Raw genomic sequence first — 25,940 nt, 5'->3', positions numbered from 1 at the left:
GTGTCCGCGGCCGGCGACGGACCTCTGTACGACGACGCCGCCGGGCGTCTGGTACGCCCCTACACCGTCATCAACGGCCGGACCCGGCCGACCACCGCGCTCGATCTCCTCTCACAGGTGATGGCCACCGGGGCGACCCCCCTCGGCTATCTCGGCCCCGAGCACGCACAGGCGCTCGACCTGTGCCGGGCACCCGTCTCGGTCGCCGAGGTCGCCGCTCACCTCAAGCTGCCGGCGGCGGTCACCAAGGTGCTGCTGTCCGACCTCGTCGACTGCGGGGCCCTCACCACCAAGCCCCCGGTTTTCCACCACAACCCGACAGACCGGTCTCTTCTGGAGGCAGTGCTCGATGGACTACGACGACAGCTCTGACCCTTTCCCCACCGCACTGAAGATCTTGGTGGCGGGAGGGTTCGGGGTCGGCAAGACGACCTTCGTCGGCGCGGTGAGCGAGATCGCGCCGCTGAGCACGGAGGAACTGCTCACCACCGTGAGCGCCGCCACCGACAATCTCGACGGCATCGAGAACAAGGTCGAGACGACCGTCGCGATGGACTTCGGCCGCATCACCCTCGATCAGCGCCATGTGCTCTATCTGTTCGGCACACCCGGACAGCAGCGGTTCTGGTTCATGTGGGACGAACTCTCCGAGGGAGCCCTCGGCGCCGTCATCCTCGCCGACACCCGTCGTCTGGAGGACTGTTTCGCCGCCGTCGACTTCTTCGAACAGCGCGGCCTCGGCTTCATCGTCGCCATCAACGAGTTCGACGGCTCCTTCCGCTACGACGCCGACGAGGTCCGCGCGGCCCTCGACCTCGACCCCGAGATCCCCGTCGTCTGCTGCGACGCCCGGATCTCCAGCTCGGGCGTCCAGACCCTGCTCACCCTCGTACGGCACCTCCTCGACCACACCCCGGCCCAGCTCCCGAGCCACGGAGCCCACACGTGACGTACGACCCGCCGCGTCCGGTCGGCCGGCTGCTGCTCACCCCCGAGGACCGGGACGCACCCGAGCGCGTCGGACGGCTGCGGCTGCTGGGCCTCGGTGAGTACGCCGAACCGGCCTTCGACGCGTTCGCGGACCGCCTCGCCGAGGTCGCCTCGGTGCCGTACGCGATGGTCAACTTCATCGACGAGAACCGGCAGTTCTTCGCCGGCCTGCATGTGTCGGCGGAGCCCACGGCGGACACCACGGTGCTCGGGGTCGATCGTCACCTCGCCCGTGACCACGGCTTCTGCCCCTACGTCGTGGTCCGCCGCAAGGGACTCGTCCTCGAAGACGTACGCGAATACCCGAAGTTCGCCGGGAACCCCGTCGTCGACGACCACGGCATCCGCTCCTACCTCGGCGCCCCCCTGCTCGACCGCACGGGCATCGCCCTCGGCACGGTCTGCGTCCTCGACGTCCAGCCGCGCCCCTGGGGCAGGGCCGGCCTGGAGACCATCAAGTCGATGGCGGCGGAGCTGGCCGCGCGGATCGAGGGGCGTGAGACGTTCCCGTGACGCGTGACGCGTGACGCGTGACGCGTGACGCGTGACGCGTGAGGCGGGACGCGGCCGGTGCGTCGGGGCGGATCCCCTGGCCCGGCGGGGTGTGAAGGAAAGCTGCGGCGGAGGTTAAGAAAACCTCGATGGACCCGGGGTGCCGCCGTACGGCAGATTGATCGGCGATCCCACCCCTCTCCCCGGTACGGGGCCGTTCGTCATGCCCGGCGCCGGGGGCGCACCCACAGGAGCCGTAGCGTTGAAGGCGCTGGTCAAGGAGAAGGCGGAGCCCGGGCTGTGGCTCGTCGACGTCCCGGAGCCGGAGATCGGCCCCGGTGACGTACTGATCAAGGTCCTGCGGACCGGGATCTGCGGCACCGATCTGCACATCCGGTCCTGGGACGGGTGGGCCCGGCAGTCCATCCGTACCCCGCTCGTGGCCGGCCACGAGTTCGTCGGCGAGGTCGTGGAGACCGGGCGCGCCGTCGCCGACATCCGGGCGGGAGACCTGGTCAGCGGCGAGGGCCACCTCGTGTGCGGCAAGTGCCGCAACTGTCTCGCCGGCCGCCGCCATCTGTGCCGGGCCACCGTCGGCCTCGGGGTCGGACGCGACGGGGCCTTCGCGGAGTACGTGGCCCTGCCCGCGACCAATGTCTGGGTGCACCGCGTCCCCGTCGACCTCGACGTGGCCGCGATCTTCGACCCGTTCGGCAACGCCGTGCACACCGCGCTGTCCTTCCCGCTGGTCGGCGAGGACGTCCTGATCACCGGGGCGGGCCCCATCGGTCTGATGGCGGCGGCGGTGGCCCGTCACGCGGGCGCCCGGCATGTCGTGGTCACCGATGTCAGCGAGGAGCGGCTGACGCTGGCCCGGAAGATCGGTGTGAGCCTCGCCCTGAATGTGGCGGAGTCCGATATAGCCGACGGCCAGCGGGAGTTGGGCCTGCGGGAGGGCTTCGACATCGGCCTGGAGATGTCCGGCAACCCCGTCGCGATGCGCGACATGATCGCCAACATGACGCACGGCGGCCGGATCGCGATGCTCGGACTGCCGTCCGAGGAGTTCGCCGTCGACTGGTCCCGGATCGTCACCTCCATGATCACCATCAAGGGGATCTACGGCCGCGAGATGTTCGAGACCTGGTACGCGATGACGGTCCTCCTGGAGGGCGGCCTCGACCTCGCCCCCGTGATCACCGGCCGCTACGGCTACCGCGACCACGAGGCGGCGTTCGCGGACGCGGCGAGCGGCACCGGCGGCAAGGTCATCCTCGACTGGAGCGTGTAGGACAACCGGACCGCATAGGACAGCCGGACCGCGCAAGCCAACTGGACCGTGTAAGCCAGCCGGACCGCTCAAGTCACCCGTATTCCTAGGAGCTTTCTGATGTTCGACTCCGTGCGCGACGACCTCCGCACCACCCTCGACGAGATCCGCGCCGCCGGCCTGCACAAGCCCGAGCGGGTCATCGGCACCCCGCAGTCGGCGACGGTCGCCGTCACCGCCGGCGGCCGTCCCGGTGAGGTCCTCAACTTCTGTGCCAACAACTACCTGGGCCTCGCCGACCACCCCGAGGTGATCGCCGCCGCCCACGAGGCCCTCGACCGCTGGGGCTACGGCATGGCCTCCGTCCGCTTCATCTGCGGTACGCAAGAGGTGCACAAGGAGCTGGAGGCGCGGCTGTCGGCGTTCCTCGGCCAGGAGGACACGATCCTCTACTCCTCCTGCTTCGACGCCAACGGCGGTGTCTTCGAGACCCTGCTCGGCCCCGAGGACGCGGTGATCTCCGACGCCCTCAACCACGCCTCGATCATCGACGGCATCCGCCTGTCCAAGGCCCGCCGCTTCCGCTACGCCAACCGTGATCTCGCCGACCTGGAACGGCAGTTGAAGGAGGCCGCCGAGGGCGGCGCCCGCCGGAAGCTGATCGTCACCGACGGTGTCTTCTCCATGGACGGCTATGTCGCCCCGCTCCGAGAGATCTGCGACCTCGCCGACCGCCACGACGCCATGGTCATGGTCGACGACTCCCACGCCGTCGGCTTCACAGGACCCGGCGGACGCGGCACCCCCGAGCTGCACGGCGTCATGGACCGCGTCGACATCGTCACCGGCACCCTCGGCAAGGCCCTCGGCGGCGCCTCCGGCGGCTACGTCGCCGCCCGCGCCGAGATCGTCGCCCTGCTGCGCCAGCGCTCCCGCCCGTACCTCTTCTCGAACACGCTCGCCCCGGTGATCGCGGCGGCCTCCCTGAAGGTGCTCGACCTCCTGGAGTCGGCCGACGACCTGCGGGTCCGCCTCGCCGAGAACACCGCGCTGTTCCGCCGCCGGATGACCGAGGAGGGCTTCGACCTCCTCCCCGGCGACCACCCCATCGCCCCCGTCATGATCGGCGACGCGGCGAAGGCGGCCCGTCTCGCCGAACTGCTCCTGGAGCGCGGCGTGTACGTGATCGGCTTCTCCTACCCGGTCGTCCCGCAGGACAAGGCCCGGATCCGCGTCCAGCTCTCCGCCGCGCACTCGACGGCGGATGTCGACCGGGCCGTCGACGCGTTCGTGGCGGCGCGGGCCGAGCTGGAGGCCTGAGCCCGCCCCCATCGTCCGAGCCCGCCCCCATCGTCCGAGCCCGCCCCGGTCAGGGAAAGCGCGCATTTGAGAGAATCGGTCACATGATCGAGGCGCGGCGGCTCCACATCCTCCGTGCGGTGGCCGACCACCGCACGGTGACGGCGGCTGCCGCCGCGCTCTATCTCACCCCGTCCGCCGTCTCCCAGCAGCTGACCGCCCTGGAGCAGGAGACGGGCCACCGTCTGGTCGAGCGCGGCGCCAAGGGCGTACGGCTCACCCCGGCCGGCGAGATCCTCCTCGGCCACACCCACGCGGTCCTCGCCCAGCTGGAGCAGGCGGCGGCGGAACTGGCCGCGTACAGCTCGGGCGCGGCCGGCACCGTCACGGTCGCCTCCTTCGCCACCGGTATCGCCCAGGTCGTCGCGCCCGCGCTGGCCCGCCTCGCACGGTCCGCGCCCGGCATCCGTCTCCGCGTCCAGGACGCCGAGGGCGACGCCAGCCTCCCGATGGTCCTGGACCGGCAGGTCGACATCGCCGTCGCCGTCGAGTACCGGGGCGCCCCGGCCGCCGACGACCCCCGCCTGACCCACGTCTCCCTGTACGCCGAGCCCTTCGACGCGGTCGTCCCGGTCACCCACCGTCTGGCCGACGCCGCCGAGGTGCCGCTCGCCGAACTGGCCAAGGACCCCTGGATCGGCCCCTACCCCGGCAACCCCTGCCATGACGTGGTCGTCCTGGCCTGCGAGAACGCCGGCTTCCAGCCCCGCCTCGAACACTCCTCCGACGACTTCCGCGCCGTCGTCGCCCTCGCCTCCGCCGACGCGGGCGTCGCCCTCGTACCCCGCTCGGCGCTGCGCGGCACGGACCTCACGGGCGTGGTCGTACGCCCCGTCGACGGCGTGGCCCCCACGCGCCGCGTCTTCGCCGCCGTACGCCGGGGCGCGGAGGGGCATCCGCTGATCCGGCCGGTGCTGGACGCGCTGGAGGCGCTGGGGGAGGCGGCGGAGTGAGCCGGCGCACACCGTAGGGAGTGCGTCCCGTATTCGGGATAGCATCCCGGATGTGGGAGACGCCGAAGAAGTGGCCGAAGAAGTGACAGCACTGGATTCCGTACTGGATTCCGTACTGGATTCCGTCGACCTCCGTCTGGCCGCCCGCCTCGGCGAGCTGCGGGCCGAACACGGCTGGTCCCTGGGGGAGTTGGCGGACCGCAGCGGTGCGAGCCGTTCGACCCTCTCCCGGGCCGAGCGCGCGGAGACCAGCCCCACGGCCGCCTTGCTGAACCGTCTCTGCCGGGTGTACGGCAGGACGATGTCCCAGCTGCTCAGCGAGGTCGAGTCCGAGCCGGTCCCCGTCGTGCGCGCGGGGGAGCAGGCCGTCTGGGAGGACCCGGCCTCCGGATTCGTACGGCGTTCCGTGTCACCGCCGGCGGCCGGGCTGCGTGGCGAACTCGTCGAGGGACGGCTCACGGCGGGCGCGGACCTCGCCTACGACGGGCCGTCCGTACCCGGCCTCGAACAGCACCTCTGGGTCCTGGACGGCACCCTCCACGTCACCGACCGGGAGGTCGAGCACCGGTTGGCGGCCGGGGACTGTCTGCGGATGCGGGTGTGGGGCGCGACGCGGTTCCGGTGCCCGGGGCCCGAGGACGCGCGGTACGCGCTGGTGGTGGTGAAGCCGTGAGCGAATCCATGACCGAATCCATGACCGATCCCCGATCCCGCCCCGAGTCCGTGGCGGGGTCCGTGCCCGCGCCTTCGTCCGCGCCCGCGCCCGGGGCCTCGCCTGTGTCCGCGCCCGCGCCCGGGACCTCGCCTGTGTCCGCGTCCTCGCCCGCGTCCGGGGCCGTGATCTCCCGGCCCGACGGCCCGGAACTCCGTTCCCTGGTCGGGGAGTTGGCGGATCTGATGGTCGACACCGTGAACGGCGGTGCCTCGATCGGCTTCCTCGCGCCGCTCGACCGGGCGGTGGCCGTCGCCTGGTGGCATGAACGCGTCGACGCGGTGGCGGCCGGTGGGCTCGCTGTCTGGGTGGCTCGCGACGGCGACCGGGTGGCCGGCACCGTCAGCCTGGCCTTCCCGGACAAGCCGAACAGCCGCCACCGGGCCGAGCTCGTCAAACTGATGGTCCACCGGGACGGCCGTGGACAGGGCCTCGGCCGGGCGCTCCTCGCGACCGCCGAGCGGGCCGCAGCCGACGCGGGCGTCACCCTGCTCCACCTGGACACCGAGACCGACAGCCCGGCCGAGCGCCTCTACGGCGCCGCCGGATGGACCCGGATCGGGACGATCCCGGACTACGCGGCCGACCCGCAGGGGACGCTGCGGCCGACGTCTCTTTACTACAAGCAGGTGGGTGACCGAACCGGCGGATGATTGTCAGTGGTCGGCGCTACCGTGCGTTTCATGTCCGACGCAGAAGACGTACGCCGTGCCGCCCTCTCCCTGCCCGACACCACGGAGCAGGTCGCCTGGAACATGCCCACCTTCCGGGTGGCGGGAAAGATGTTCGCGACCTTGCCCGAGGACGAGACGTCGATGGCCGTGCGCTGCCCCAAGGAGGAGCGCGACGAGCTGGTGCTCGCCGAGCCCGACAAGTTCTGGATCGCCGACCACGAGGCGGGCTTCGCCTGGGTGCGGGTGCGGCTGTCCGCCCTGGAGGGCGAGCCGGAGCTGCGCGACATCCTCGCCGACTCCTGGCGCCAGGCGGCCCCGACCCGACTCCTCGACTCCTACCCGGAGTTGGGGCTCCCGGCGGCCGACTGACCCGGCCCGTGACCCTCCACCCCCGATAAACGGGTGCGCGACCACTGGCCCGAGTGCGGTATTGTTTCCGTGCGCGTTCAACCAGGGGAAACACCAGGTCAGACGGGCAACGGGACGTGGCGCAGCTTGGTAGCGCACTTGACTGGGGGTCAAGGGGTCGCAGGTTCAAATCCTGTCGTCCCGACTTGCGAAGTAGCAGGTCGTAGCAGGTCGGAGGTCATTTCCGGGTAACCGGGAATGACCTCTTCGTCATTCTCGGGGGTGACCCTCCGATGGGTGATTCGATGCGATATGTCCTTGATGTTCCTTTATGCGGTCTTTAGTGTTCGCCGGGAGAGAAACGCTGTTGGTTCGACTCCCGTCCCACCGTCCGGAAACGAGGTGTGGAGCGCGTGCACGCGAGTCCCCGAGGGACGCGATGGCTGCGGGCGTTCGCCGTACTGCCCTTGCTGGCGTCGGCGCTCGCCGGGTGTGGCGGTGACGACGACTCCGGTAGGCCCACGCTCAACTGGTACAACTTCCCCGACGACTCCGGTGCGCTGCAGAAGGCGGCCGACCGGTGCAGCCAGGCGTCGGGCGGCCGCTACCGGATCAGCTACAACAAGCTCCCGCGCGCGGCCGACGGCCAGCGTCAGCAGATGGTCCGCAGACTCGCCGCCGAGGACGACTCGCTCGACATCCTGGGCCTGGACGTCACCTGGGCCGCGGAGTTCGCCGAGGCGCGCTGGATCCGGGAATGGACGGGCGAGGCCAAGCGGCAGGCCGTCGAGGGCACCCTGCGCGTACCGCTGCAGACCTCGACCTGGAAGGACAGGCTCTACGCCGTCCCGTACAACACCAACACCCAGCTCCTGTGGTACCGCAAGGACCTGGTGCCCACCCCGCCCAGGACCTGGGCCGAGATGCTGGACATGGCCGAAGCCCTCGCCCGGGACGGCAAACCGCACTTCGTGGAGATCCAGGGCGCGCAGTACGAGGGCCTGACCGTCTGGTTCAACACCCTCATCAACAGCGCGGGCGGCTCCATCCTCAACGCGAGCGCGACCGAGCCCTCCCTCGGGCCTCCCGCGGTGCGGGCCGCCGAGATCATGCGTGACCTGGCGAAGTCCCCGGCCGCGGACCCCTCCCTGCCCAACCAGATGGAGGACCAGAACCGGCTCGCCATGGAGTCGGGGACGGCGGCGTTCGAGCTCAACTACCCGTTCGTCTATCCGTCGATGAAGGCGAACAACCCGGCACTGTTCAAGAACTTCCGCTGGGCGCCGTACCCCCGCGTCGACGCGAACCGTCCGGCCCGGCCCACCATCGGCGGCATCGACCTGGCGGTGAGCGCCTACTCGCGCCACCCCGGCCTGGCCTTCGAGGCGGCGCTGTGTCTGCGCAACCGGGAGAACCAGCTCACCGCCGCGCTCGAAGGCGGCCTGCCGCCCACCCTGCGCGCCCTGTACGACGAGCCCGCGTTCATGAAGGAGTACCCCTTCTCCAAGGACGTGCTGGCCGCCCTGGAGTCGGCGAGCGTGCGCCCGATCACGCCGGTCTACCAGAACGTGTCGATCGCGGTCTCCCACACGCTGTCCCCGCCGTCCGGGATCGAGCCGGTGAGCTCGGTCGACACCATCAGGGACCAGATCGACGATGCCCTGCGATCCGAGGGTGTGATCCCGTGAACCAGACGGAGCAAGCGGAGCAGAAGGAACCGACGGAGCCGGACCGGGCGGCGCTCTCGGCCGGCGCCAGACAGGAGCGGCGGCTCGGCTGGCTGCTCTGCGCACCCGCCGTCGTCGTCATGATCGCCGTGACCGCCTACCCCATCGGGTACGCCGTCTATCTCTCCCTCCAGCGATACGACCTGCGCTTTCCCGGACGGGCCGAGTTCGTGGGCCTGAGCAACTACGGGGCGGTGCTGTCCTCCCCGTTCTGGTGGGACGCCTTCTGGGTCACGCTGTTCATCACCGCCGTGTCCGTGACGATCGAACTGGTCCTCGGAATGGGGCTCGCCCTGGTGATGCACCGCACGATCTTCTGGCGCGGCGTCGTCCGCACCTCGGTCCTCGTCCCGTACGGGATCGTCACCGTGGTCGCCGCCTTCTCCTGGCAGTACGCCTGGACCCCGGATCTTGGATACCTCGCCGAACTGCTGCCCAGCGGAGAGGCCCCGCTGACCGAACAGTGGCCCGCCCTCTGGCTGATCATCCTCGCCGAGGTGTGGAAGACGACGCCGTTCATGGCACTGCTGCTGCTCGCGGGCCTCGCGCTGGTCCCCGAGGAGACCCTGAAGGCGGCCATGGTGGACGGCGGCACCGCCTGGCAGCGCTTCACCAAGGTCATGCTGCCGCTGATGAAACCGGCCATCCTGGTGGCCCTGCTCTTCCGCACCCTGGACGCGTTCCGGATCTTCGACAACATCTACATCCTGACCGCGGGCGCCCAGAACACCGGCTCCCTGTCGATCCTCGGGTACGACAACCTGTTCACCGCGCTGAACCTGGGCATCGGGTCGGCGATCTCGGTCCTGATCTTCCTCTGCGTCGGGATCATCGCCTTCACCTTCGTCAAACTGTTCGGCACGGCGGCGCCCGGCGCGGAGGTGAAGCGCTGATGGCCGCGGTCGGGAAGTCGCACGCCGCCCGCTGGGGTGTCATCAACGTCGTGGTGGTGCTGTACGCGCTGTTCCCCGTGTGGTGGATCGCCGCGCTGTCGTTCAAGGACCCCGCCACCCTGACCGACGGCAACTACATCCCCACGGACTGGACCTGGGAGAACTACCGGGGCATCTTCGAGACCGCCGAGTTCACCCGTGCGCTGATCAACTCGATCGGTATCGCCCTGATCGCCACGGTGATCGCGGTGGCGCTGGGCACCATGGCCGCCTACGCGGTGGCGAGGCTCCGCTTCCCCGGCAAGCGGGTGCTCATCGGTATGTCCCTGCTGATCGCCATGTTCCCGCCGATCTCCCTGGTGTCACCGCTGTTCAACATCGAGCGGATCATCGGGATCTTCGACACCTGGATCGGGCTGATCATCCCGTACATGACCTTCTCGCTGCCGCTCGCGATCTACACCCTGTCGGCCTTCTTCCGGGAGATCCCCTGGGATCTGGAGAAGGCCGCCAAGGTCGACGGGGCGACGCCCGCGCAGGCGTTCCGGCTGGTCATCGTGCCGCTGGCCGCGCCGGGAGTCTTCACCACGGCCATCCTCGTGTTCATCTTCTGCTGGAACGACTTCCTGTTCGCGATCTCGCTGACGTCCACCGAGTCCGCGCGCACGGTGCCCGCCGCGATCGCGTTCTTCACCGGGAGCTCCCAGTTCCAACAGCCCACCGGGTCGATCGCCGCCGCCGCTGTGGTCATCACCATCCCGATCATCGTTTTCGTCCTGTTCTTCCAGCGGCGCATCGTCGCCGGACTGACCTCCGGGGCAGTCAAGGGCTGAACGGGGAAGGCAAGGAGGCACCACCCATGGCCGAGATCATCCTCGAGGGAGTCACCAAGCGTTTCCCCGACGGGGCCCTCGCCGTGAAGGACGTGGACCTCGACATCGCCGACGGCGAGTTCGTGATCCTGGTCGGTCCGTCCGGATGCGGCAAGTCCACCACCCTGAACATGATCGCCGGGCTCGAGGACATCACCGAGGGCACCCTGCGCATCGGCGGCCGGGTCGTCAACGACCTCGCTCCCAAGGAACGCGACGTCGCCATGGTGTTCCAGAGCTATGCCCTCTACCCGCACATGAACGTCCGGGAGAACATGGGCTTCCCGCTGCGGCTGGCCAAGGTGGACAAGGCCACCATCGACGCCAAGGTGACGGACGCCGCCCGCGTCCTCGACCTGACCGAGCACCTGGACCGCAAGCCCGCCAACCTCTCGGGCGGCCAGCGCCAGCGGGTGGCCATGGGGCGGGCGATCGTCCGTGATCCCAAGGCGTTCCTGATGGACGAGCCGCTGTCCAACCTGGACGCCAAGCTCCGGGTGCAGATGCGCACCCAGATCTCCCGGTTGCAGCGCCGCCTCGGCACCACCACCGTGTACGTCACCCACGACCAGACCGAGGCGATGACGCTCGGCGACCGGGTCGTGGTCATGCGACAGGGCCTGGTCCAGCAGATCGGCACCCCCGCCGAGCTGTACGACCTGCCGCGCAACATCTTCGTCGCCGGCTTCATCGGCTCCCCGGCGATGAACTTCCTCAACGCCACCCTGGAGGAGGGCGCCCTGCGCTCGCCCCTGGGCGACCTGACCCTCGACGACCGTACGAGGCAGGCGCTGGAACGCCAGAACGCGCCCCGCGAGGTCATCGTCGGGCTGCGACCCGAGGCGTTCGGGGATGTGGCCCTGGCGCACGACCAGGGCCGGACGGGTCCCGTCTTCACCCCCACCGTGGAGGTACTGGAGTCGCTGGGCTCCGATGTGTACGTCTACTTCACCGCGGAGGGCGGGCCCGCGACGACCACCGAACTGGAGGAGCTCGCCAAGGACTCGGGCCTGCGCGACACCGGCGCCGACACCCATCACATCGTGGCCCGCCTGGACGCCGCCAGCCGGGCCCGCGAGGGCGAACCCGTGGAACTGCGGGTCGACATGGGCAAGGCCCATGTGTTCGACCCGGCGACCGGAGCGAACCTCACCCATCCGCTACGGGCCGACTGACGACGCGCCACCGGAGACCGCTCAGACCTCGACCAGCACCTTGCCCCGGTTCCCCTCCCGGTCCAGATAGAGGGTCCGGTACGCGTGCGGGATCGCGTCGAAGCCGTGGTGCACGGTCTGGTCGTAGCGGATCTCCCCGCTCCGGACCAGCCCGCCCAGCTCCTCGTGCATCCGCGCCAACAGCGGCTCCGTGAACCACTCCTGGGCGAAGATCCCACGGATCGTGGTGCGCGGGAACATGATGTACGGCAGCAGCCGGGGGCCGGTCAGCTCGCCGTTCACCGTGGTCGCCCACTGCCAGCAGACGGCCACCCGGCTGTCCACGTTGAGCATGGTGAACACCGCGTCGGTGAGGGTCCCGCCCAGGTTGTCGAAGTACCGGTCGACCCCGTCGGGGGCGGCGAGAAGCAGCTCCTGCCGGACCTTCTCCGCGTCGTCGGCCCGGTCGTAGAGCACCACCTTGTCGAAGCCGAGCCCGCGCAGATAGCCGGCCTTGCCCGGTGAGGAGGTGGTGCCCACCACCCGGCCGGCGCCCGCGCGCCTCGCCAACTGGCCCACCAGGGTGCCGATCGAGCCGGACGCGCCGCTGATCACCACGGTGTCCCCGGGGCGTACGGCCAGGAACGTGGTGAGTGTGCCCCAGGCGGTCATCCCGGGCGCGCCCATGATGCCGAGCGCGGTGGAGAGCGGCAGCCGCTCGTCGTACCGGCTCGGGTCGAGCCGGCGATAGGCCGGGAAGACCATCGGGAAGGCACCGGTCCGCCACAACTCCTCGGCGCCGTTGTGCACGACGTGGCTGCGCCAGCCGCCGAAGCCCTGGACCAGGTCGCCGACCTGGAACGCGGCCTCCGGGCCCGCCTCCAGCACCTCCATGATCGAGTCCGCGCCCATGTGGTGCCCGACCGGCGTCTCCAGCGCCAGCCCGTTCTGGTACGGGTCGACCGAGACGTACCGCGTCCGGAACAGCATCTCGTCCGGGCGGAGGTCGATCTCGACCTCCTCGACCGCCTTCTCGTAGACGCGGTCGACGTCCGGCACCCCGCCCAGGTGCTCGCGGACGACCCATTTCTCGATCCTCATGTCAGGGCTCCCGTCTCGATGGTCGTCGTGCCCGAGGCGTCGCCGTCCCCGCCGGACGGCCGGGGCCGCCGCGACGGTTCGCCGACCGGGATGACCCGATGGGTCGGCGGTGGCGCGCTCCGGTCGATGTCGGCGGTGAACTCCAGGCCGTCGTCCCGGCAGATGAACTGCGTGACATGCCGTCCGGCGGCCGCCGCGCGGATCAGGCCGCCGATGGTCGCCCAGACCCCGGAGAGATAGAAGTCGGAGAGTCCCGGCAGCACCGGGCCGCTCCGCCTGATCTCCTCCTCCAGCGTCTCCGCGCCTTCCACGAACGGGTTCCAGCCCGGGAAGGCGCCGTCGTGGACGCCTGTGTAGCGGACCTGGGTGAGCGGGGTCGAGACATCGGCGACGGCCACCGCGTCCGCGAAGCCGGGGAACCGCTCGTCCAGAAAGGAGACGATGCCGCCGCGGACCCGCCGTTTCGCCGTCAGATACTCCTTGCCGTGCCGGACCGGCAGGGTGTGCAGCTCCTGCCCGCGCCGCACCCGGGAGGACTGCTCCGGCCCCTGGTGCAGCTCCCGCCAGGGGCCGATGTCGGAGAAGTACGTCGCGAACACCACGGTGGACCCGCGCGGCGCCAGCTCCGGATAGTGCCGGGTGCGGAACTGCACGTTCATGGACGGGCAGCGGATCCCGGTCAGCTCGCTCGCCTGCCGTTCCGTCAGCAGATACGTGGTGCACGGGTCGCCCTCGGGGAACGGCTTGCGCAGGCCCAGGAAGAGGGACACGTACCCCGGTGACAGCTGGCCGGGCTGGTCGATCAGCGAGGTGTAGAGCCTGCGGTAGGTGTCGTTCAGGTACTGGCCCTTGAGCAGCTTCATCACCGTGGTGTGGCCGTCGGCCGCGGAGACCACGATGTCCGCGCGGTGCTCCCGGCCGTCGCTGAGTCGTACGCCCACCGCGCGGTCCCGCTCGACCAGGATCTCCTCGACCTTGGCGTTGTACGTGATCTCACCGCCGAGCCCCCGGTACCGCTCCTCGACCGAGCGGGCCAGCCCGAGCGAACCGCCCTCGGGCACACCGGCCGCCCGGTTGGCGTGCGAGGCCAGCTGGAAGTAGAACGGCAGCACCGGGAAGGCCGGATGCTTCTCGTAGAGGATGAAGTTGAACGCCTCGCGCAGCAGCGGGTCGCGGAACCGCTGCGCGTAGTCCGTCATCAGGACGGCGATCGACTTGCGGACCGTGTTGAAGTACGGGACGAACGACGCCATCATCCGCCACCGCTCCAGGCGGCCCATCAGCCCGACCGGTTTGAGGAACGGGTAGACCGCCAGCGCCTTGCGGAAGGTCCGCACACCGGCGCAGAACTCACGGATCGGCGCGGCGTCGGACGGCGAGATCCCGAGCAGATGCGCCTCCAGCCGGTCCGGGTCGGAGTAGAAGCGGACCGCTCGGCCGTCCCTGCCCCGGACGATGTTGAACACGTCGAAGTGCCGCATCTCCTTGCCCTGGAGCGCGCCCAGTTCGAGCCAGATCTGGTACATCTCGTTGCCCGGACCGTTGCCGAGCAGCCAGCTGACGCACCAGTCGAAGGTGAAGTCGCTGCGGTCCCAGCCGGTGCAGGAGCCGCCGGGGATCTCGTGCATCTCGAAGACATGGGTCCGGTAGCCGTTCATCCGGGCGTAGCACCCGGTGGACAGACCGCCGAGACCGCCGCCGATGATGATCATCGTTTCTCGTCGGCGGCCGGCGCTTCGGCGATCAGTACTTCCGTGATCGGTACTTCGGCGATCAGTGCTTCGGTGGGCAGCGTCGTTCCGTCGCGCCAATTCCCTCGCCCTTCTGGTCTCGCGTCGTCCTCGGTTGTCGTACGAGCGGTGGTCCGGGCCCCCGCTCACCAGGTGACCGGGAGCGCCTGGAGGCCGTTGACCATCGCGTCCTCCTTCCAGCGCAGTTCGTGCTCGGGGACGGCCGGCCGCAGGCCCGGCAGCCGGGCCAGGACCCGTTCGATCGCCACCTGGAGCTCCAGCCGGGCCAGATGGGCGCCGACGCAGTAGTGCACGCCGTGCCCGAAGCCGATGTGCGGGTTGACCGGGCGGTCCAGGACGAGGCGCTCCGGGTCCCGGAAGACCGCCGGATCGCGGTTGGCGGCGGCGGTGGCGATCATCACCGCCTCACCGGCCCGGACGGTGACCCCGCCCAGCCCGACGTCGGCGGTCGCGTACCGGGGCAGGCTGAAACCGGTGAGCAGCGGCACGTACCGCATCAGCTCCTCGACGGCCTTCGGGATCAGCTCAGGCCGCTCCCTCAGGCGGACCAACTCCTCGGGTTTGAAGAGCAGTTGATGGAAGAAGTTGCCGATCTGGTTGGTGGTGGAGACGAAGCCGGCGATCAGCAGGTCGCAGGCGATCGAGAGCAGCTCCTCCTCACTGATCAGGCCCTGCTCACGGCAGGCCCGGACCAGGGTGGTGAGCAGATCGTCGCCCGGCTCGCGACCGCGCAGCTCCAGCACGCCCGCCATGTAGTCCATGAACGCCAGGCCCTCGGCGGCGAGCACCTCGCCCGGGGTGATGGCGGAGAGGACCGTCTCGGCCCAGTGCCAGAGCATCCGGTGGTCCTTGGCGGGCAGCCCGAGCACCTCGCAGATGATGGTGGTCGGCATCGGGATGGCGAAGTCCTCGACCAGATCGGCCGGTCGGCCCGCCGCGATCATCCCGTCGAGCAGTTCGTCGGCCAGTTCCACGGCCCGGGTACGCAGCCGCTCGACCCTGCGGGCGCCGAACTCCCGGGCCACCAGAGAGCGGAGCCGGGTGTGCTCGGGCGGCTCGGTGGAGAACAGACCGGCGCCGGTACGGGCCACGGGCCGCATCCTCGGCTGGTCCCGGCCCATCGCGGCGGCCAGGCTGAACCGGGGGTCGGCCAGCACCGCCCGGACGTCCTCGTACCGGGTGACCAGCCAGGCGCCGTCGCCGTACGGCATCCGGATCCGGGCCGGCGGCCGCTCACGCAACTCGGCGTAGACGGGGTGGAGTTCAAGTCCGTTCGGTGCGAAGGGGTAGGGCAGGGCGTTCTCAGGACGCATGGGGGGCTCCGTCGAGGATCGACCGGGTGAGGCCGGCGTTGTGGGCGATGAACTCGGGGTCGAGCATCTCTGCGTGGGTGCCGGAACCCTGGACGACCGCCGTCCGGGTGGCCGAACTGCCGTGCCAGGCGCCGGGCCGGCCGGGCTCGTGGAGGGTCACCTTCTCGGCGTCGGCGATCACCCCGATCACGGCGGTGACCACCCCGACGTTGGGTGTCCTGCCGCAGAACCGCAGGTAGTCCCGGGCCTGTGCGCGGGTCTCCTCGGCGACCACGGCCGAGCCGGTGTGACGGCCGAGATGGTCGGCCAGCTCGCGTTCGAACGCCTCCATGTGCTCGTCGGCGAGGTCGAAGGACTCCGGGATGCGATGCGAGTCGACGATCACCACATGGGAGACCGTCCGGCCGCGCCGCTCCAGCTCCTTGGTGACCTCGAACGCGAGGTTGCCGCCGAGGGAGTAGCCGAGCAGGGCGTACGGCCCCTCCGGCTGGAGCGACTCGACCAGGTCCGCGTACCGGTCGACCTTGTCGTCCCCCGGCACATGGTTGAAGGCGACCAGCCGGTACTCCGGCAGATGCGCCGCGAACCGCCGGTAGACCAGACCGTGGCCGCCGGCCGGCGGGAAGCAGAAGAGGGTCCGCCCCTGCTCCCGGTTGAACCAGAGGTACGGTCGGCCGCCCTCGATCCGGCCCGTGATGATGTGCTCGACGGTCCGGGCCATCCCGTGCAGGGTGGTGATCTCGAACAGCCGGCTGACCGGGACGGTGATGTTGAACTCGGCCTGGAGGCCGTGGATCAGCTCGATCAGCCTGATCGAGGAACCGCCGCACTCGAAGAAGTCGTGCTGGAGCCCGGGTTTCTCGATGCCCAGCAGGGCCCGCCAGTGCTCGGCCATCCGGATCTCGTAGAGCGTGGCGGGTGGCTCGGCGGTCCGCTGCGCGGTGTCCGCCGTGGGGGCGGGCAGCGCGGCGAGGTCCACCTTGCCGTTGGCGGTGAGCGGCAGCTCGGGCACCTCGGTGAAGTGCGTCGGGATCATGAAGGTCGGCAGCGAGCCGGCCAGCCGGCGGCGGAGTTCGCGCCGGTCGAGGGTCCGGCCGGGGGCCGGTACGCAGTAGGCGCAGAGCACGTTCTCGCCACCGTGGTCGGTACGGACGGTGACCACCGCCCGCCGCAGCTCGGGCCACTCGGCGAGCCGGCTCTCGATCTCTCCCGGCTCGATCCGGTGGCCGCGCACCTTGATCTGCGCGTCGGCCCGGCCGAGCAGATGCAGCCCGCCGTCCGCGTCCCAGCGGGCGAGGTCGCCGGTGCGGTAGAGCCGGACCGGTTCGGTGCCGTCGGCGCCGCCCAGCGGCAGGGCGGCGAACCGGCGGGCGGTCCGCTCCTCGTCGGCCACGTAGCCGAGCGCCACCCCGGAGCCGCCGATCCACAGCTCGCCGGTGACACCGGGCGGGACCGGACGGCCGTGCGGATCGAGCAGATAGCAGGCGCTGTTCGGGAACGGCCGCCCGATCGGCACCGTCCGGCTGGGCTCCAGCCCGTCCACCGGCCCCTCGAAGTACGCGCTGTCGATCGTGGCCTCGGTGAGACCGTACGAGTTGACCAGCCTGGTCCGGGGTCCGCAGAGGGCGCGCAGCCGCTCGTACTCCTCGACCTTCCACAGGTCCGAGCCGACCACCAGCAACCGCATGAAATCCAGCCGCAGCCCCGCCTGTTCGCAGTGCTCAACCAGAAGCCGGGCCACCGCCGGGACGAACTCGGCGGCGTCCACCCGCTCGCTCAGCATCACCTCGTGGAGCCGGGCGGTGTCGAACAGCACCTCCCGGCCGACCAGCAGCAGGGTCCCGCCCGAGCAGAGCGCGCGCACGACGTCCCCGGTGAAGACGTCGAAGGAGGGACCGGCCATCTGGAGGTGGACCCTGGCGTCGGTGTCCAGCCGGTACTCGGCGCGCCAGGCGTGGTAGGCCGAGGACAGGTTGCCGTGGGCGACCCGGACGGCCTTGGGGCGGCCGGAGGATCCGGAGGTGTAGATGACGTAGGCCGGGGCGTCCAGGGCCACGGGTTCGTCTGGTTCGTCGGGTTCGTGGGTGAACTCGCCGTCCGCCGTGCTGAGTTCGCCCGCGTCGAGTTCGGGCGCGGTGCACTCGACCGCGCCGAGTTCGGCGGGGGTGATCAGTCGGGCCGGTAGCTGCCCGGGACGGGTCCGGTCCTCGGTGATCAGGAGGCCGGCGCCCGCGTGTTCGATCAGGTACGCCAGCCGGTCGGGTGGGTCGCCGGGGTCGAGCGGCAGGTAGGCGGCGCCGGTGCGGAGCACCGCGAGCAGGGTGACGATCAGCTCCGGCGACTTCTCCAGGCAGAGTGCCACCACCGTGCCGGGCCCGGCGCCCAGGGCCCGCAGCCGGGCGGCGGCCCGCCGCGAACGCTCGGCCAGCTCGCCGTAGCTGAGCCGGGCGGTCGGGCCGGACCCGGCCGGCATCGCCACCGCGAGCGCCGCCGGGTCGGTGGCCGCCGCCCGCAGGATCAGCTCGTGCACCGGTTCCCCGTACGGCACCCGCCGGTCCGCGCCGCTCCAGCCGCCGAGCACCAGGGCCCGTTCCTCGCGCCCGAGCAGCTCCAGGCCGGTCGCCGCGCGCTCCGGGCCGGCCGTGGTCAGCCCCGCCAGCAGGTTGACGTAATGACCGGCCAGCCGCGTCATGGTCTCCGGCCGGAAGAGGTCGGTGTTGTACTTCAGGACGCAGTGGAACCGGCGCTCCGACTCGTCCTCGTACGCGGACAGGGTGAGGTCGAACTGCCCCTCCTCCTCGGGCAGTTCGATGTACTCCAGGCGATAGCCGTACTTCTCGGTGGCGACCTTGTGGTGGAGCAGGATGAACATCGCCTGGAACACCGCCGAGCGGCTCGGGTCGTGCTGCAGCCCGAGCTTCTCCACCAGCAGCACGAACGGGTACTCCTGGTGGTCCAGCCCGCCCAGTACGGTGGTCCGCACCCGGTCCAGCAGCTCCGCCACGGTCGGCTCGCCGGCCAGCGAGACATGCAGGGGCAGCGGGTTGACGAAGTAGCCGTAGACACCGGCGAACCGCTCGTCGGTCCGGCCGGTCACCGGACTGCCGACGATGATGTCGTCCTGGCCCGAGTAGGCGTGCAGCAGCAGGTAGTAGGCGCTGAGCAGCACCATGAAGACGGTGACGTTGTGCTCGCGGGCCAGTGCGTGGACCCGGGCGCTGAGTTCCTCGTCCAGGACGAAGAACTCGGAGGCCCCGTTGTGGGTCTGCACCGCCGGGCGCGGCTTGTCGAGGGGCAGATTGAGGGTCGGCACCTCGGCCGGCAGGTGCGAGCGCCAGTAGTCGAGCATCCTGGACGCCTCGCGCCCGGCCAGGAACTCGGTCTGCCGGTTGAGGAAGTCCAGGTAGCGCGCGGTGACGGGGGGCAGTTCGGGCGCCCGGCCCCGCCGCAGTCCCTCGTAGACCGCGAGCAGTTCCTCGATGAAGGTGAAGGTGGAGATCGCGTCCGAGACGATGTGATGGACGGCCTTCATGATCACCCAACGGGCGGGGCCGCGCCGGAACAGCCGGAACCGTACCAGCGGGTCGCGCTCCAGGTCGTAGGGCCTGCGGTACTCCCGGACGATCAGCGCGTGGATCTCGTCCCACTCCAGGTGCTCGACGTCGAGGACCCCGAAGTCCGGCTCCGCCTCGGCGGAGATCCGCTGCACCGCCCGGCCGCCGTCCAGCACGAAGTTGGCCCGCAGACTGGGGTGCCGTTCGACCATGGTCCGGAACGCGACGGCCATCAGCTCGGGTTCCAGCTCCACCCGGACCTCGACCGCGCCGCCGATGTTGTAGGCGAAGCCGTCCGGGTTGAGCTGCTTGAGGAACCAGAGCGCCTTCTGGTTCTGCGTCAGCGGGTACGCCGTCTCGTCCTCGTACCGTTCGACCTCGGCCCCGCCCGGGTCGGCCTCCTCCTCGTCGAGCAACTCGGCTAGCGACGCGTGCAGTTGGGTGACCAGGTCGGCCACCGGCTCATTGCTCAGCAGCGCCACCACCGGGAGGGTGGTGCCGAGTTCGGTGGTGAGGCGGGCCCGCAGTTCCATCGCGAGCAGGGAGTCCAGGCCGATGCCGCCGAGCCCGGCGCTCGGGTCGACCTGCTCGGCCGGCACACGGAGCACGGTGGCGACCAGCGTGGTGAACACCTCGGTGAGCAGCGCGTGGCGCTCCGTCTCCCCGGCCGCCCGCAGTGTCTCCAGCAGACCGGTCCGCTCGGTCGCGGGGGCCGCCTCACCGGCGGTCGCGGCCAGGTCGGCGACCAGCGCCGGCGGGGCCGGGTACCAGGAGAGGAAGACCGGCCAGTCCACCACGGTGGCGACCAGCAGCTGGGCCCGGTCCTGCCCGAGCACCCGTTCCAGTACGGCCATCCCGGTCCCCGGGGCCAGCGAGCTCATGCCCCGGCTGTTCCGGTAGTGGTCGATGAGCCCCAGTTCCTCGATCATTCCGGTGGCCCAGGGGCCCCAGTCGAGGCTGAGTGCGGGGAGGCCGAGTGCCCGGCGGTGGTGGGCCAGCGCGTCCAGGAAGGCGTTTCCCGCGGCGTAGTTGGTCTGCCCCGCGGTGGTCAGCAGGGAGGCGATCGAGGCGAAGAGCACGAAGTGGTCGAGGGGTTCGGCGGCCAGCTGCCGGTGCAGGGCGAGGGCGCCGAGCACCTTGGGGTCGTGCACCGCGTCGAAGGTCTCCCGGTCCAGATCGCCCACCAGGGTGTCGCGGACCTGCCCGGCCAGATGGAAGACCCCGCGGATCGGCGGCCGGTCCAGGCGCCGGTGGGCGGCCAGCCAGGCGGCGAGCGCGGACTCGTCGGTGATGTCCAGCGTCACCGGGACCGGCTCGGCGCCGAGCGCCTCCAGCTCGCGCAGGAAGGCCGTGCGTCGTCCTTCCGGTCCGGCCGGGTCGAGGTCGCGCCACCGTTCGCGCGGCGGCAACGGGCTCCGGCCGACCAGGATCAGCCGCCGGGCGCCGCGCCGGACCAGGGTCCGGCAGAGCAGCCGGCCGAGCGCGCCGAAGGCACCGGTCACCAGATACGCGGCGTCCGGGCGCAGGCTGGGCGGCAGCGGTCGGCTCAGCCCCTCGGCCGGGCGCAGCCGGCAGGTGAGCCTGCGGCCCGGGCGCAGCGCGATCTCGTCCTCGTCGGCGAGCGCGAACTCGCGCAGCAACGCGGTCGCCTCGCCGGCGGCGTCCCCGGCGTGCCCGGTTCGCCCGGCCGGGCCGAGGTCGACCAGCTTGCCGGGGTGACCGGGCAGCTCCTGGTGACGCAGCACTCGGCCGATTCCCCAGGCGGGCGCCCCGAGCGGTTCCACCGGCTCACCGTCGGTGGTGGCCTGCGCGGACCGGGTGACGATGTGCAGCCGACAGCCGGGGAGTTCGTCCGCGAGCAGGGTGGCGAGGGGGATGAGGCTGTAGGTGACTGTGGTGGGGGTGGGGACGTGGGTGGGCGGGGTGGTGTGGGCGGTGTTGGGGTGGCGGGGCGTGGTGCTGCCGTCGGCCGGGCCCGTGTGGTCGTACGCGTCGGTGTGGGCGGTGGTCGTCAGGTTCGGGTGGTCGAGGTTCCACAGGTGGACCACGGCGGCCGGGTCGGGTGCGCCGGAGGCCCGGCGGTCGGCCAGTAGTCGGGTGAGGTCGGTGGGGGAGCCGGGGTCGACTACGGCCGGGCGGTCGCCCTCGGCGGGTCGGTATCCGGTGCCCGGCAGGACCAGCAGACTGCTGCCGCCGCGCGCGGCGATCCGCTCGGCCAGCGCCTCCGCGACGCCCTGCCGGTCGGCGAGCAGCAGCCAGTCGTCGGGGTGTCGGGCCGTCGGCTCGGGGATGTCCGGCAGTTCCGTCCAGACCGGCTCGGCGAGCCAGCCGTCGATGGTCGCCGGGCCGACGGCGGTGGCGGCCCGCTCGACGTCGGCGGCACGGAAGCCGATGATCCCGCCGAGCGGCACGCCCTCCTCGTCGTACACCGCGAGGTCGCCGACCAGTTCGGCGCCGGTGTCCCGGACGACGGTGGCGTGCACCCAGAGCGGCCGGTCGCCGACCGCGTCCAGCCGTACCTCGTCGATGGCGACCGGCAGCCGGATGCCGGAGCTGGGTCGGATAGCGGTGCGGGGCCGGAGAGCGGTGTCGCCGGGGTCCGGTGCCGACAGTTGAGGCGTCAGCAAGGTCTGGAAGAAGGCGTCCATCATCACCGGGTGCACCTGGTGGTCCGCGCCCCGGCCGGCGATCGCCTCCGTCGGGCGGACCCTGGCCAGCGCCTCGCCTGCGCCGATCCAGACGTCCTCGATGCCTTGGAACGCCGGGCCGTAGTGGTAGCCGAGCGCGGCCAGTTCCGCGTAGCAGTCCGGGCCGGGCAGTCGGCGGGCGGCCCGTTCGCGGATCGCCGCGGTGTCCAGCGGCCGGGCGGGGCGGCGGCGCTGGCCGGGCCGTACGGTGCCGACGACATGTACGGTCCGCTCGGCCCCCTCCCCGGCGGGAGTGGCCACGGTGAAGCCGCCGTTCTCGGTGGACAGGGTGAGCTGGACGGGTCGGCTCTCCCCGTCGGGCAGGAACAGCGCCTTGCGCAGCTCGATGCCCGCCAGCGCGGCGTCGGTGCCGCCGGTCAGCGTGCGGACCGCCTGGACGGCCATCTCCAGGAAGCCGGCGGCGGGGAAGACCACGGTGCCCTGGATCCGGTGGTCCTCCAGGTACGGCAGGGCCTCGGCGTCCCAGCGTGCCTCCCAGGCAGGTTCGGCGCCGGGCAGCCGGCGACCGAGCAGCGGGTGGTCCACCAGGCCCCGCCGGACCTGTGCGACCGGCCTCGGCTCGACCCAGTGCCGGTCCCGCCGGAACGGGTGACGCGGCAGCGGGATCACCCGCCCGGCGGGCTGGAGCACCGACCAGTCGATCTCGACCCCGAGGTTGTGCAGGGCGGCCAACGACGCGGTGAACGTGGCCTGTTCGTCCTCCTGGCGACGGATCGAGGGCAGTGTGCGTACCGAGGGGAGACCGGTCCCTCCGGGGCGGGCGTCAACTGGCCGTGTGTCAGCGGGCCGTGTGTCAGCGGGCCGCGCCTCACTGGGACGGGCGGCGCCGGTCGGGTGGGCGGTTCGGGACTCGACCGTCTCGACGATCGACCGGCCGAGCACCGGGTGCGGGCCGATCTCCAGGAACAGGCGGTACCCGTCGTCGGCCAGCCGCTCCGCCGCCTGCCGGAAGCGGACGGTGTCCCGGACGTTGTGCCACCAGTAGCCGGCGTCCAGTTCGGTGCCGTGCGCGGTGCCCTCACGCCCCGTGAGATACAGCGGCACCACGGCCGGACGTGCCTTGAGATCGGCGAGCGACTCCAGCAGCTCGTCCTTGATCAGCTCCATCCGGGAGCTGTGGTACGGCACTTCGACGGCCAGCGGTCGGGAGAAGACCTGCTCGGCGGTGAGTACGGCGGCCAGCTCGGACAGTACGGCCACGTCCCCGGCGAGGGTGAGCGAGCTGGGGCTGTTGACGGCGGCCACCGAGACGGCGTCGCCGTACGGGCGGAGCCGACGGACCGCCTCGGCCTCGGTGAGCGCGACGGCGAGCATGCCGCCCGTGCCGGCCAGCCGCTGCTGGAGCCGGCTGCGGTGGACCACCACCTTGACCGCGTCGGCCAGGTCGTAGACACCGGCCTCGTGGAAGGCGGCCACCTCGCCGGTGGAGTGGCCCACGACGGCGTCGGGGTGGACCCCGCGGCTGCGCCAGAGGGCGGCCAGTCCGACCTGGACGGCGAAGTTGGCGGGCTGGGCGAGCCAGGTCTCGGCCATTCGGGAGTGCGCCTCGTCGGCGGCGAGTTCCTCGGTCAGCGACCAGTCGGTCAGCTCGGCGATGTGCTCGGCGCAGCGCTCGACGGCCTCCCGGTAGACCGGCTCCGTGGCGAAGAGCCGGCGGCCCATCGCCCACCACTGCGGGCCCATGCCGGTGAAGACCCAGACCGGCCGCCGATAACGGGGTTCGAGGCGGTGGTCGGTGAGCACGCGGGGGTGCGGTTCGCCGCGCAGATACGCGGTGAGCGCCTCGTCCAGCGAGGCCCGGGCGGCGGCGCCGCGCGAGTCGTAGACGACCGAGAGCCGGGCGCCGTGGTGCTGGCGGCGATGGGCCAGGGTGTGGCCGAGGTCGGCGGGTCGGGCCGGGGAGCCGCCCCGAACCCCGGCCAGCTCCGCCTGGACACCGGCGGCCACCTCGGGCAGGGCGGCGGCTTCGCGGGCGCTTAGCGGAAGCACCGTCCAGACTGGCTGCTGGGCGCCGCGTTCGGGCGGGGCGCCGGCTTTGGCGCGGCCGTTTCCTTCGGGCCCGGTGTCCTCTTTGGCGCCGGTGTCTCCTTCGGCACCTGCGTCCCCGGCGTTTCCTTCGGGCCCGGCGTCCACTTCGGCGCTGCCGTGCCCTTCGGCCCGGGTGTGGCCTTCGGGCCGGGTGTGGCCTTCGGGCCCGCCGTCCCCTGCGGCTGCACCGCCCCCTGCGGTCGCATGGGCTTCCTCGGTCCCACCGCTGTCAGCGGCACCCTGGCCTTCGTCGGCCCCACCGCTCGCCACGGTTCCGCCGCTCCCCACAGCCCCATGGCTCCCCACAGCCCCGTGACTCTCCTCGGCCCCACCGCCCTCGACGCACGCCACGGCAGGCACCGAATCCGGCCTGGTCTCCCTCTCCCTCTCCTTCTCCCACTCCTGCTCCGGCGCGGCCTCCAGCAGTACGTGGGCGTTGGTGCCGCCGAAGCCGAAGGAGTTGACGCCGGCCCTGGCGGGTCCCCGGTACGCGGGCCAGGGCGTGGGCTCGGTGGGGATCTCGTACGGCAGGGTGGCCGCGTCGATCGCGGGGTTGAGCCGCTCCAGGTTGATGTGCGGCGGGATCAGCCGGTGCTTCAGCGCAAGCGCGGACTTGATCAGCCCGGCGAGGCCGGCCGCCGACTCGGTGTGCCCGATGTTGGTCTTGACCGAGCCGACGTAGCACCGGTCGCCCGGCCGTCGCCCGACCGCCAGGGCACGGGCCAGCGCGTTCGCCTCGATCGGGTCGCCGACCGGGGTGGAGGTGCCGTGCGCCTCCACGTACTGGAGGCTGCCGGGGACGACCCCGGCCTCGGCGCAGACCCGCTCGATCAGGGCGACCTGGGCGTCCGGGTTGGGCACGGTGATGCCGTTGGTACGGCCGTCCTGGTTGACGCCGCTGCCGATGACGACGGCGTGCACCGGGTCGCCGTCGCGGACGGCGTCGGAGAGCCGTTTCAGGGCGACCACCGCGACGCCCTCGGCGCGGACATAGCCGTCGGCGGACGCGTCGAAGGCGCGGGAGCGGCCCTGTGGGGAGAGGAAACCGCCCTTGGTCTCGGCGATGGTGTACTGCGGCGCGATGTGCAGCAGGGTGCCGCCGGCCAGCGCGAGGTCGGTCTCGCCGCGCAGCAGGCTCTGTGCGGCGAGGTGGACGGCGACCAGGGAGGAGGAGCAGGCGGTGTCGATGGAGACGCTGGGGCCGCGGAAGTCGAAGCAGTGCGAGATGCGGTTCGACACCATCGTCATCATGGTGCCGGTGGCGGTGTGGGCGGCCAGCGTCTCGAAGGACAGGTCGGAGAACTGGACGATCTTGTAGTCCAGGGTGAACGCGCCGATGTAGACGCCGACTTCACGGCCCGCCAGCTCGGCCGGTTTCTGCCCGCCGTCCTCCAGCGCCTCCCAGGTCACCTCCAGCAGTTTCCGCTGCTGCGGGTCCATGTGGTCGGCCTCGCGCCCGCTGATGCCGAAGAAGGCGGGGTCGAACTCGTCGAAGCCGTCGATGTATCCGCCCCGGCCGCCGACCAGCCGGCCCGGCTTGGCCTTGTCCCGGCTGCCCAGGGTGGCCACGTCGTAACGGCTGGGCGGGGTCGGTGTGATGCAGTCCTTGCCGTCGACCAGGTTGGCCCAGAACGTGCGGTGGTCGCAGGCCCCGCCGGGCAGACGGCAGCCGATCCCGATGATCGCGATCTTCTCCCGCCCGGTGTCGGAAGCGTCGGCGCGCGACGGGCCGCCAGGATCGACACGATCGACAAGATTGGCGGGACCGGAGGGAGTAGAGGGATCTTCGGGATCGGAGGCGGGGGAGCCGTCGCGGAGGGCGACGCTCCTGGACGGGGCCGGGCGCGCCGGGCCCGGGTGAGACGGACCCTGATGCGAGGGAGCCCGGTGCGAGGGCGCTCGGTGCGAGGGGTCCGGGAAGGTGCCGAGGCATGAATCCGTCATGGGCGAGTCCTTGGGACGCTGCGTTCGCGCGCGCGGCTCGGGTGCGCGAGAGCCGCACGGGCATGGGGACGGTGGCCGCGCCCCCGGATCCGTGCGG

At 71.4% G+C, this 25,940-nt stretch carries 17 protein-coding genes and 1 tRNA gene; 14 read left to right on the top strand and 4 right to left on the bottom strand.

Annotated elements, in window-relative coordinates; genetic code table 11:
- The 14 genes from ABT147_RS27460 to ABT147_RS27395 all read left to right on the top strand — a co-directional run bounded on the left by ABT147_RS27460 (position 1) and on the right by ABT147_RS27395 (position 11,465).
- On the top strand, positions 1-372 hold the full coding sequence (locus ABT147_RS27460; protein ID WP_351410804.1) for a DUF742 domain-containing protein: 372 nt from the start codon (positions 1-3) through the stop codon (positions 370-372).
- On the top strand, positions 350-949 hold the full coding sequence (locus tag ABT147_RS27455) for a GTP-binding protein (RefSeq protein ID WP_351410802.1): 600 nt from the start codon (positions 350-352) through the stop codon (positions 947-949). Before ABT147_RS27460 ends, ABT147_RS27455 begins: the two co-directional genes overlap by 23 nt.
- Positions 946-1,503, top strand: a complete 558-nt coding sequence (locus tag ABT147_RS27450; RefSeq protein WP_351410800.1) for a GAF domain-containing protein — start codon at positions 946-948, stop codon at positions 1,501-1,503. Before ABT147_RS27455 ends, ABT147_RS27450 begins: the two co-directional genes overlap by 4 nt.
- Before the next feature lie 241 nt (positions 1,504-1,744).
- Positions 1,745-2,773 carry an L-threonine 3-dehydrogenase gene (tdh, locus tag ABT147_RS27445; protein ID WP_351410798.1) on the top strand — a complete coding sequence of 343 codons (1,029 nt, stop codon included), beginning with the start codon at positions 1,745-1,747 and terminating at the stop codon, positions 2,771-2,773.
- 99 nt (positions 2,774-2,872) lie between these two features.
- Positions 2,873-4,072: a glycine C-acetyltransferase gene (locus tag ABT147_RS27440; protein WP_351410797.1), complete on the top strand. Its 1,200-nt coding sequence runs from the start codon at positions 2,873-2,875 to the stop codon at positions 4,070-4,072.
- Positions 4,073-4,155: 83 nt separating this feature from the next.
- Positions 4,156-5,064 (top strand): LysR family transcriptional regulator, encoded by a 909-nt coding sequence (locus ABT147_RS27435; RefSeq protein ID WP_351410794.1) that lies wholly within the window; start codon positions 4,156-4,158, stop codon positions 5,062-5,064.
- 91 nt (positions 5,065-5,155) lie between these two features.
- Positions 5,156-5,737 carry a helix-turn-helix domain-containing protein gene (locus tag ABT147_RS27430; RefSeq protein ID WP_351410904.1) on the top strand — a complete coding sequence of 194 codons (582 nt, stop codon included), beginning with the start codon at positions 5,156-5,158 and terminating at the stop codon, positions 5,735-5,737.
- A gap of 224 nt (positions 5,738-5,961) precedes the next feature.
- Positions 5,962-6,429 (top strand): GNAT family N-acetyltransferase, encoded by a 468-nt coding sequence (locus ABT147_RS27425; protein WP_351410902.1) that lies wholly within the window; start codon positions 5,962-5,964, stop codon positions 6,427-6,429.
- 30 nt (positions 6,430-6,459) lie between these two features.
- Complete coding sequence (locus ABT147_RS27420; protein WP_351410792.1) at positions 6,460-6,819, top strand: MmcQ/YjbR family DNA-binding protein; 360 nt, start codon at positions 6,460-6,462, stop codon at positions 6,817-6,819.
- 110 nt (positions 6,820-6,929) lie between these two features.
- Positions 6,930-7,003, top strand: a tRNA-Pro gene (locus ABT147_RS27415).
- A 208-nt stretch (positions 7,004-7,211) separates the two neighbouring features.
- Positions 7,212-8,486, top strand: a complete 1,275-nt coding sequence (locus tag ABT147_RS27410) for an ABC transporter substrate-binding protein (protein WP_351410790.1) — start codon at positions 7,212-7,214, stop codon at positions 8,484-8,486.
- Complete coding sequence (locus ABT147_RS27405) at positions 8,483-9,418, top strand: carbohydrate ABC transporter permease (RefSeq protein ID WP_351410788.1); 936 nt, start codon at positions 8,483-8,485, stop codon at positions 9,416-9,418. Before ABT147_RS27410 ends, ABT147_RS27405 begins: the two co-directional genes overlap by 4 nt.
- Complete coding sequence (locus ABT147_RS27400) at positions 9,418-10,251, top strand: carbohydrate ABC transporter permease (RefSeq protein ID WP_351410786.1); 834 nt, start codon at positions 9,418-9,420, stop codon at positions 10,249-10,251. Before ABT147_RS27405 ends, ABT147_RS27400 begins: the two co-directional genes overlap by 1 nt.
- A 26-nt stretch (positions 10,252-10,277) precedes the next feature.
- A complete protein-coding gene (locus tag ABT147_RS27395; protein ID WP_351410784.1) occupies positions 10,278-11,465 on the top strand; it encodes an ABC transporter ATP-binding protein in 1,188 nt (395 codons plus the stop codon).
- Between the two features lie 21 nt (positions 11,466-11,486).
- On the opposite strand, the gene ABT147_RS27390 is transcribed toward ABT147_RS27395, so the two are convergent.
- The 4 genes from ABT147_RS27390 to ABT147_RS27375 form a co-directional block, all read right to left on the bottom strand.
- Complete coding sequence (locus ABT147_RS27390) at positions 11,487-12,545, bottom strand: MDR family NADP-dependent oxidoreductase (RefSeq protein ID WP_351410782.1); 1,059 nt, start codon at positions 12,543-12,545, stop codon at positions 11,487-11,489.
- Positions 12,542-14,257, bottom strand: a complete 1,716-nt coding sequence (locus ABT147_RS27385) for a phytoene desaturase family protein (protein ID WP_351410780.1) — start codon at positions 14,255-14,257, stop codon at positions 12,542-12,544. Before ABT147_RS27385 ends, ABT147_RS27390 begins: the two co-directional genes overlap by 4 nt.
- Positions 14,258-14,421: 164 nt before the next feature.
- A complete protein-coding gene (locus tag ABT147_RS27380; protein WP_351410778.1) occupies positions 14,422-15,609 on the bottom strand; it encodes a cytochrome P450 in 1,188 nt (395 codons plus the stop codon).
- Positions 15,599-25,843, bottom strand: coding sequence for a non-ribosomal peptide synthetase/type I polyketide synthase (locus ABT147_RS27375; RefSeq protein ID WP_351410775.1), 10,245 nt, complete (start codon positions 25,841-25,843; stop codon positions 15,599-15,601). The genes ABT147_RS27380 and ABT147_RS27375 overlap by 11 nt, the downstream gene beginning before the upstream one ends.
- Positions 25,844-25,940 lie beyond the last annotated feature (97 nt).

This window comes from Streptomyces sp. NPDC001868, assembly GCF_040297125.1.
GTDB lineage: Bacteria > Actinomycetota > Actinomycetes > Streptomycetales > Streptomycetaceae > Streptomyces.
The sequence above is the reverse complement of the archived record's forward strand: the minus strand, read 5'-3'. Positions and strand labels throughout refer to the sequence as shown.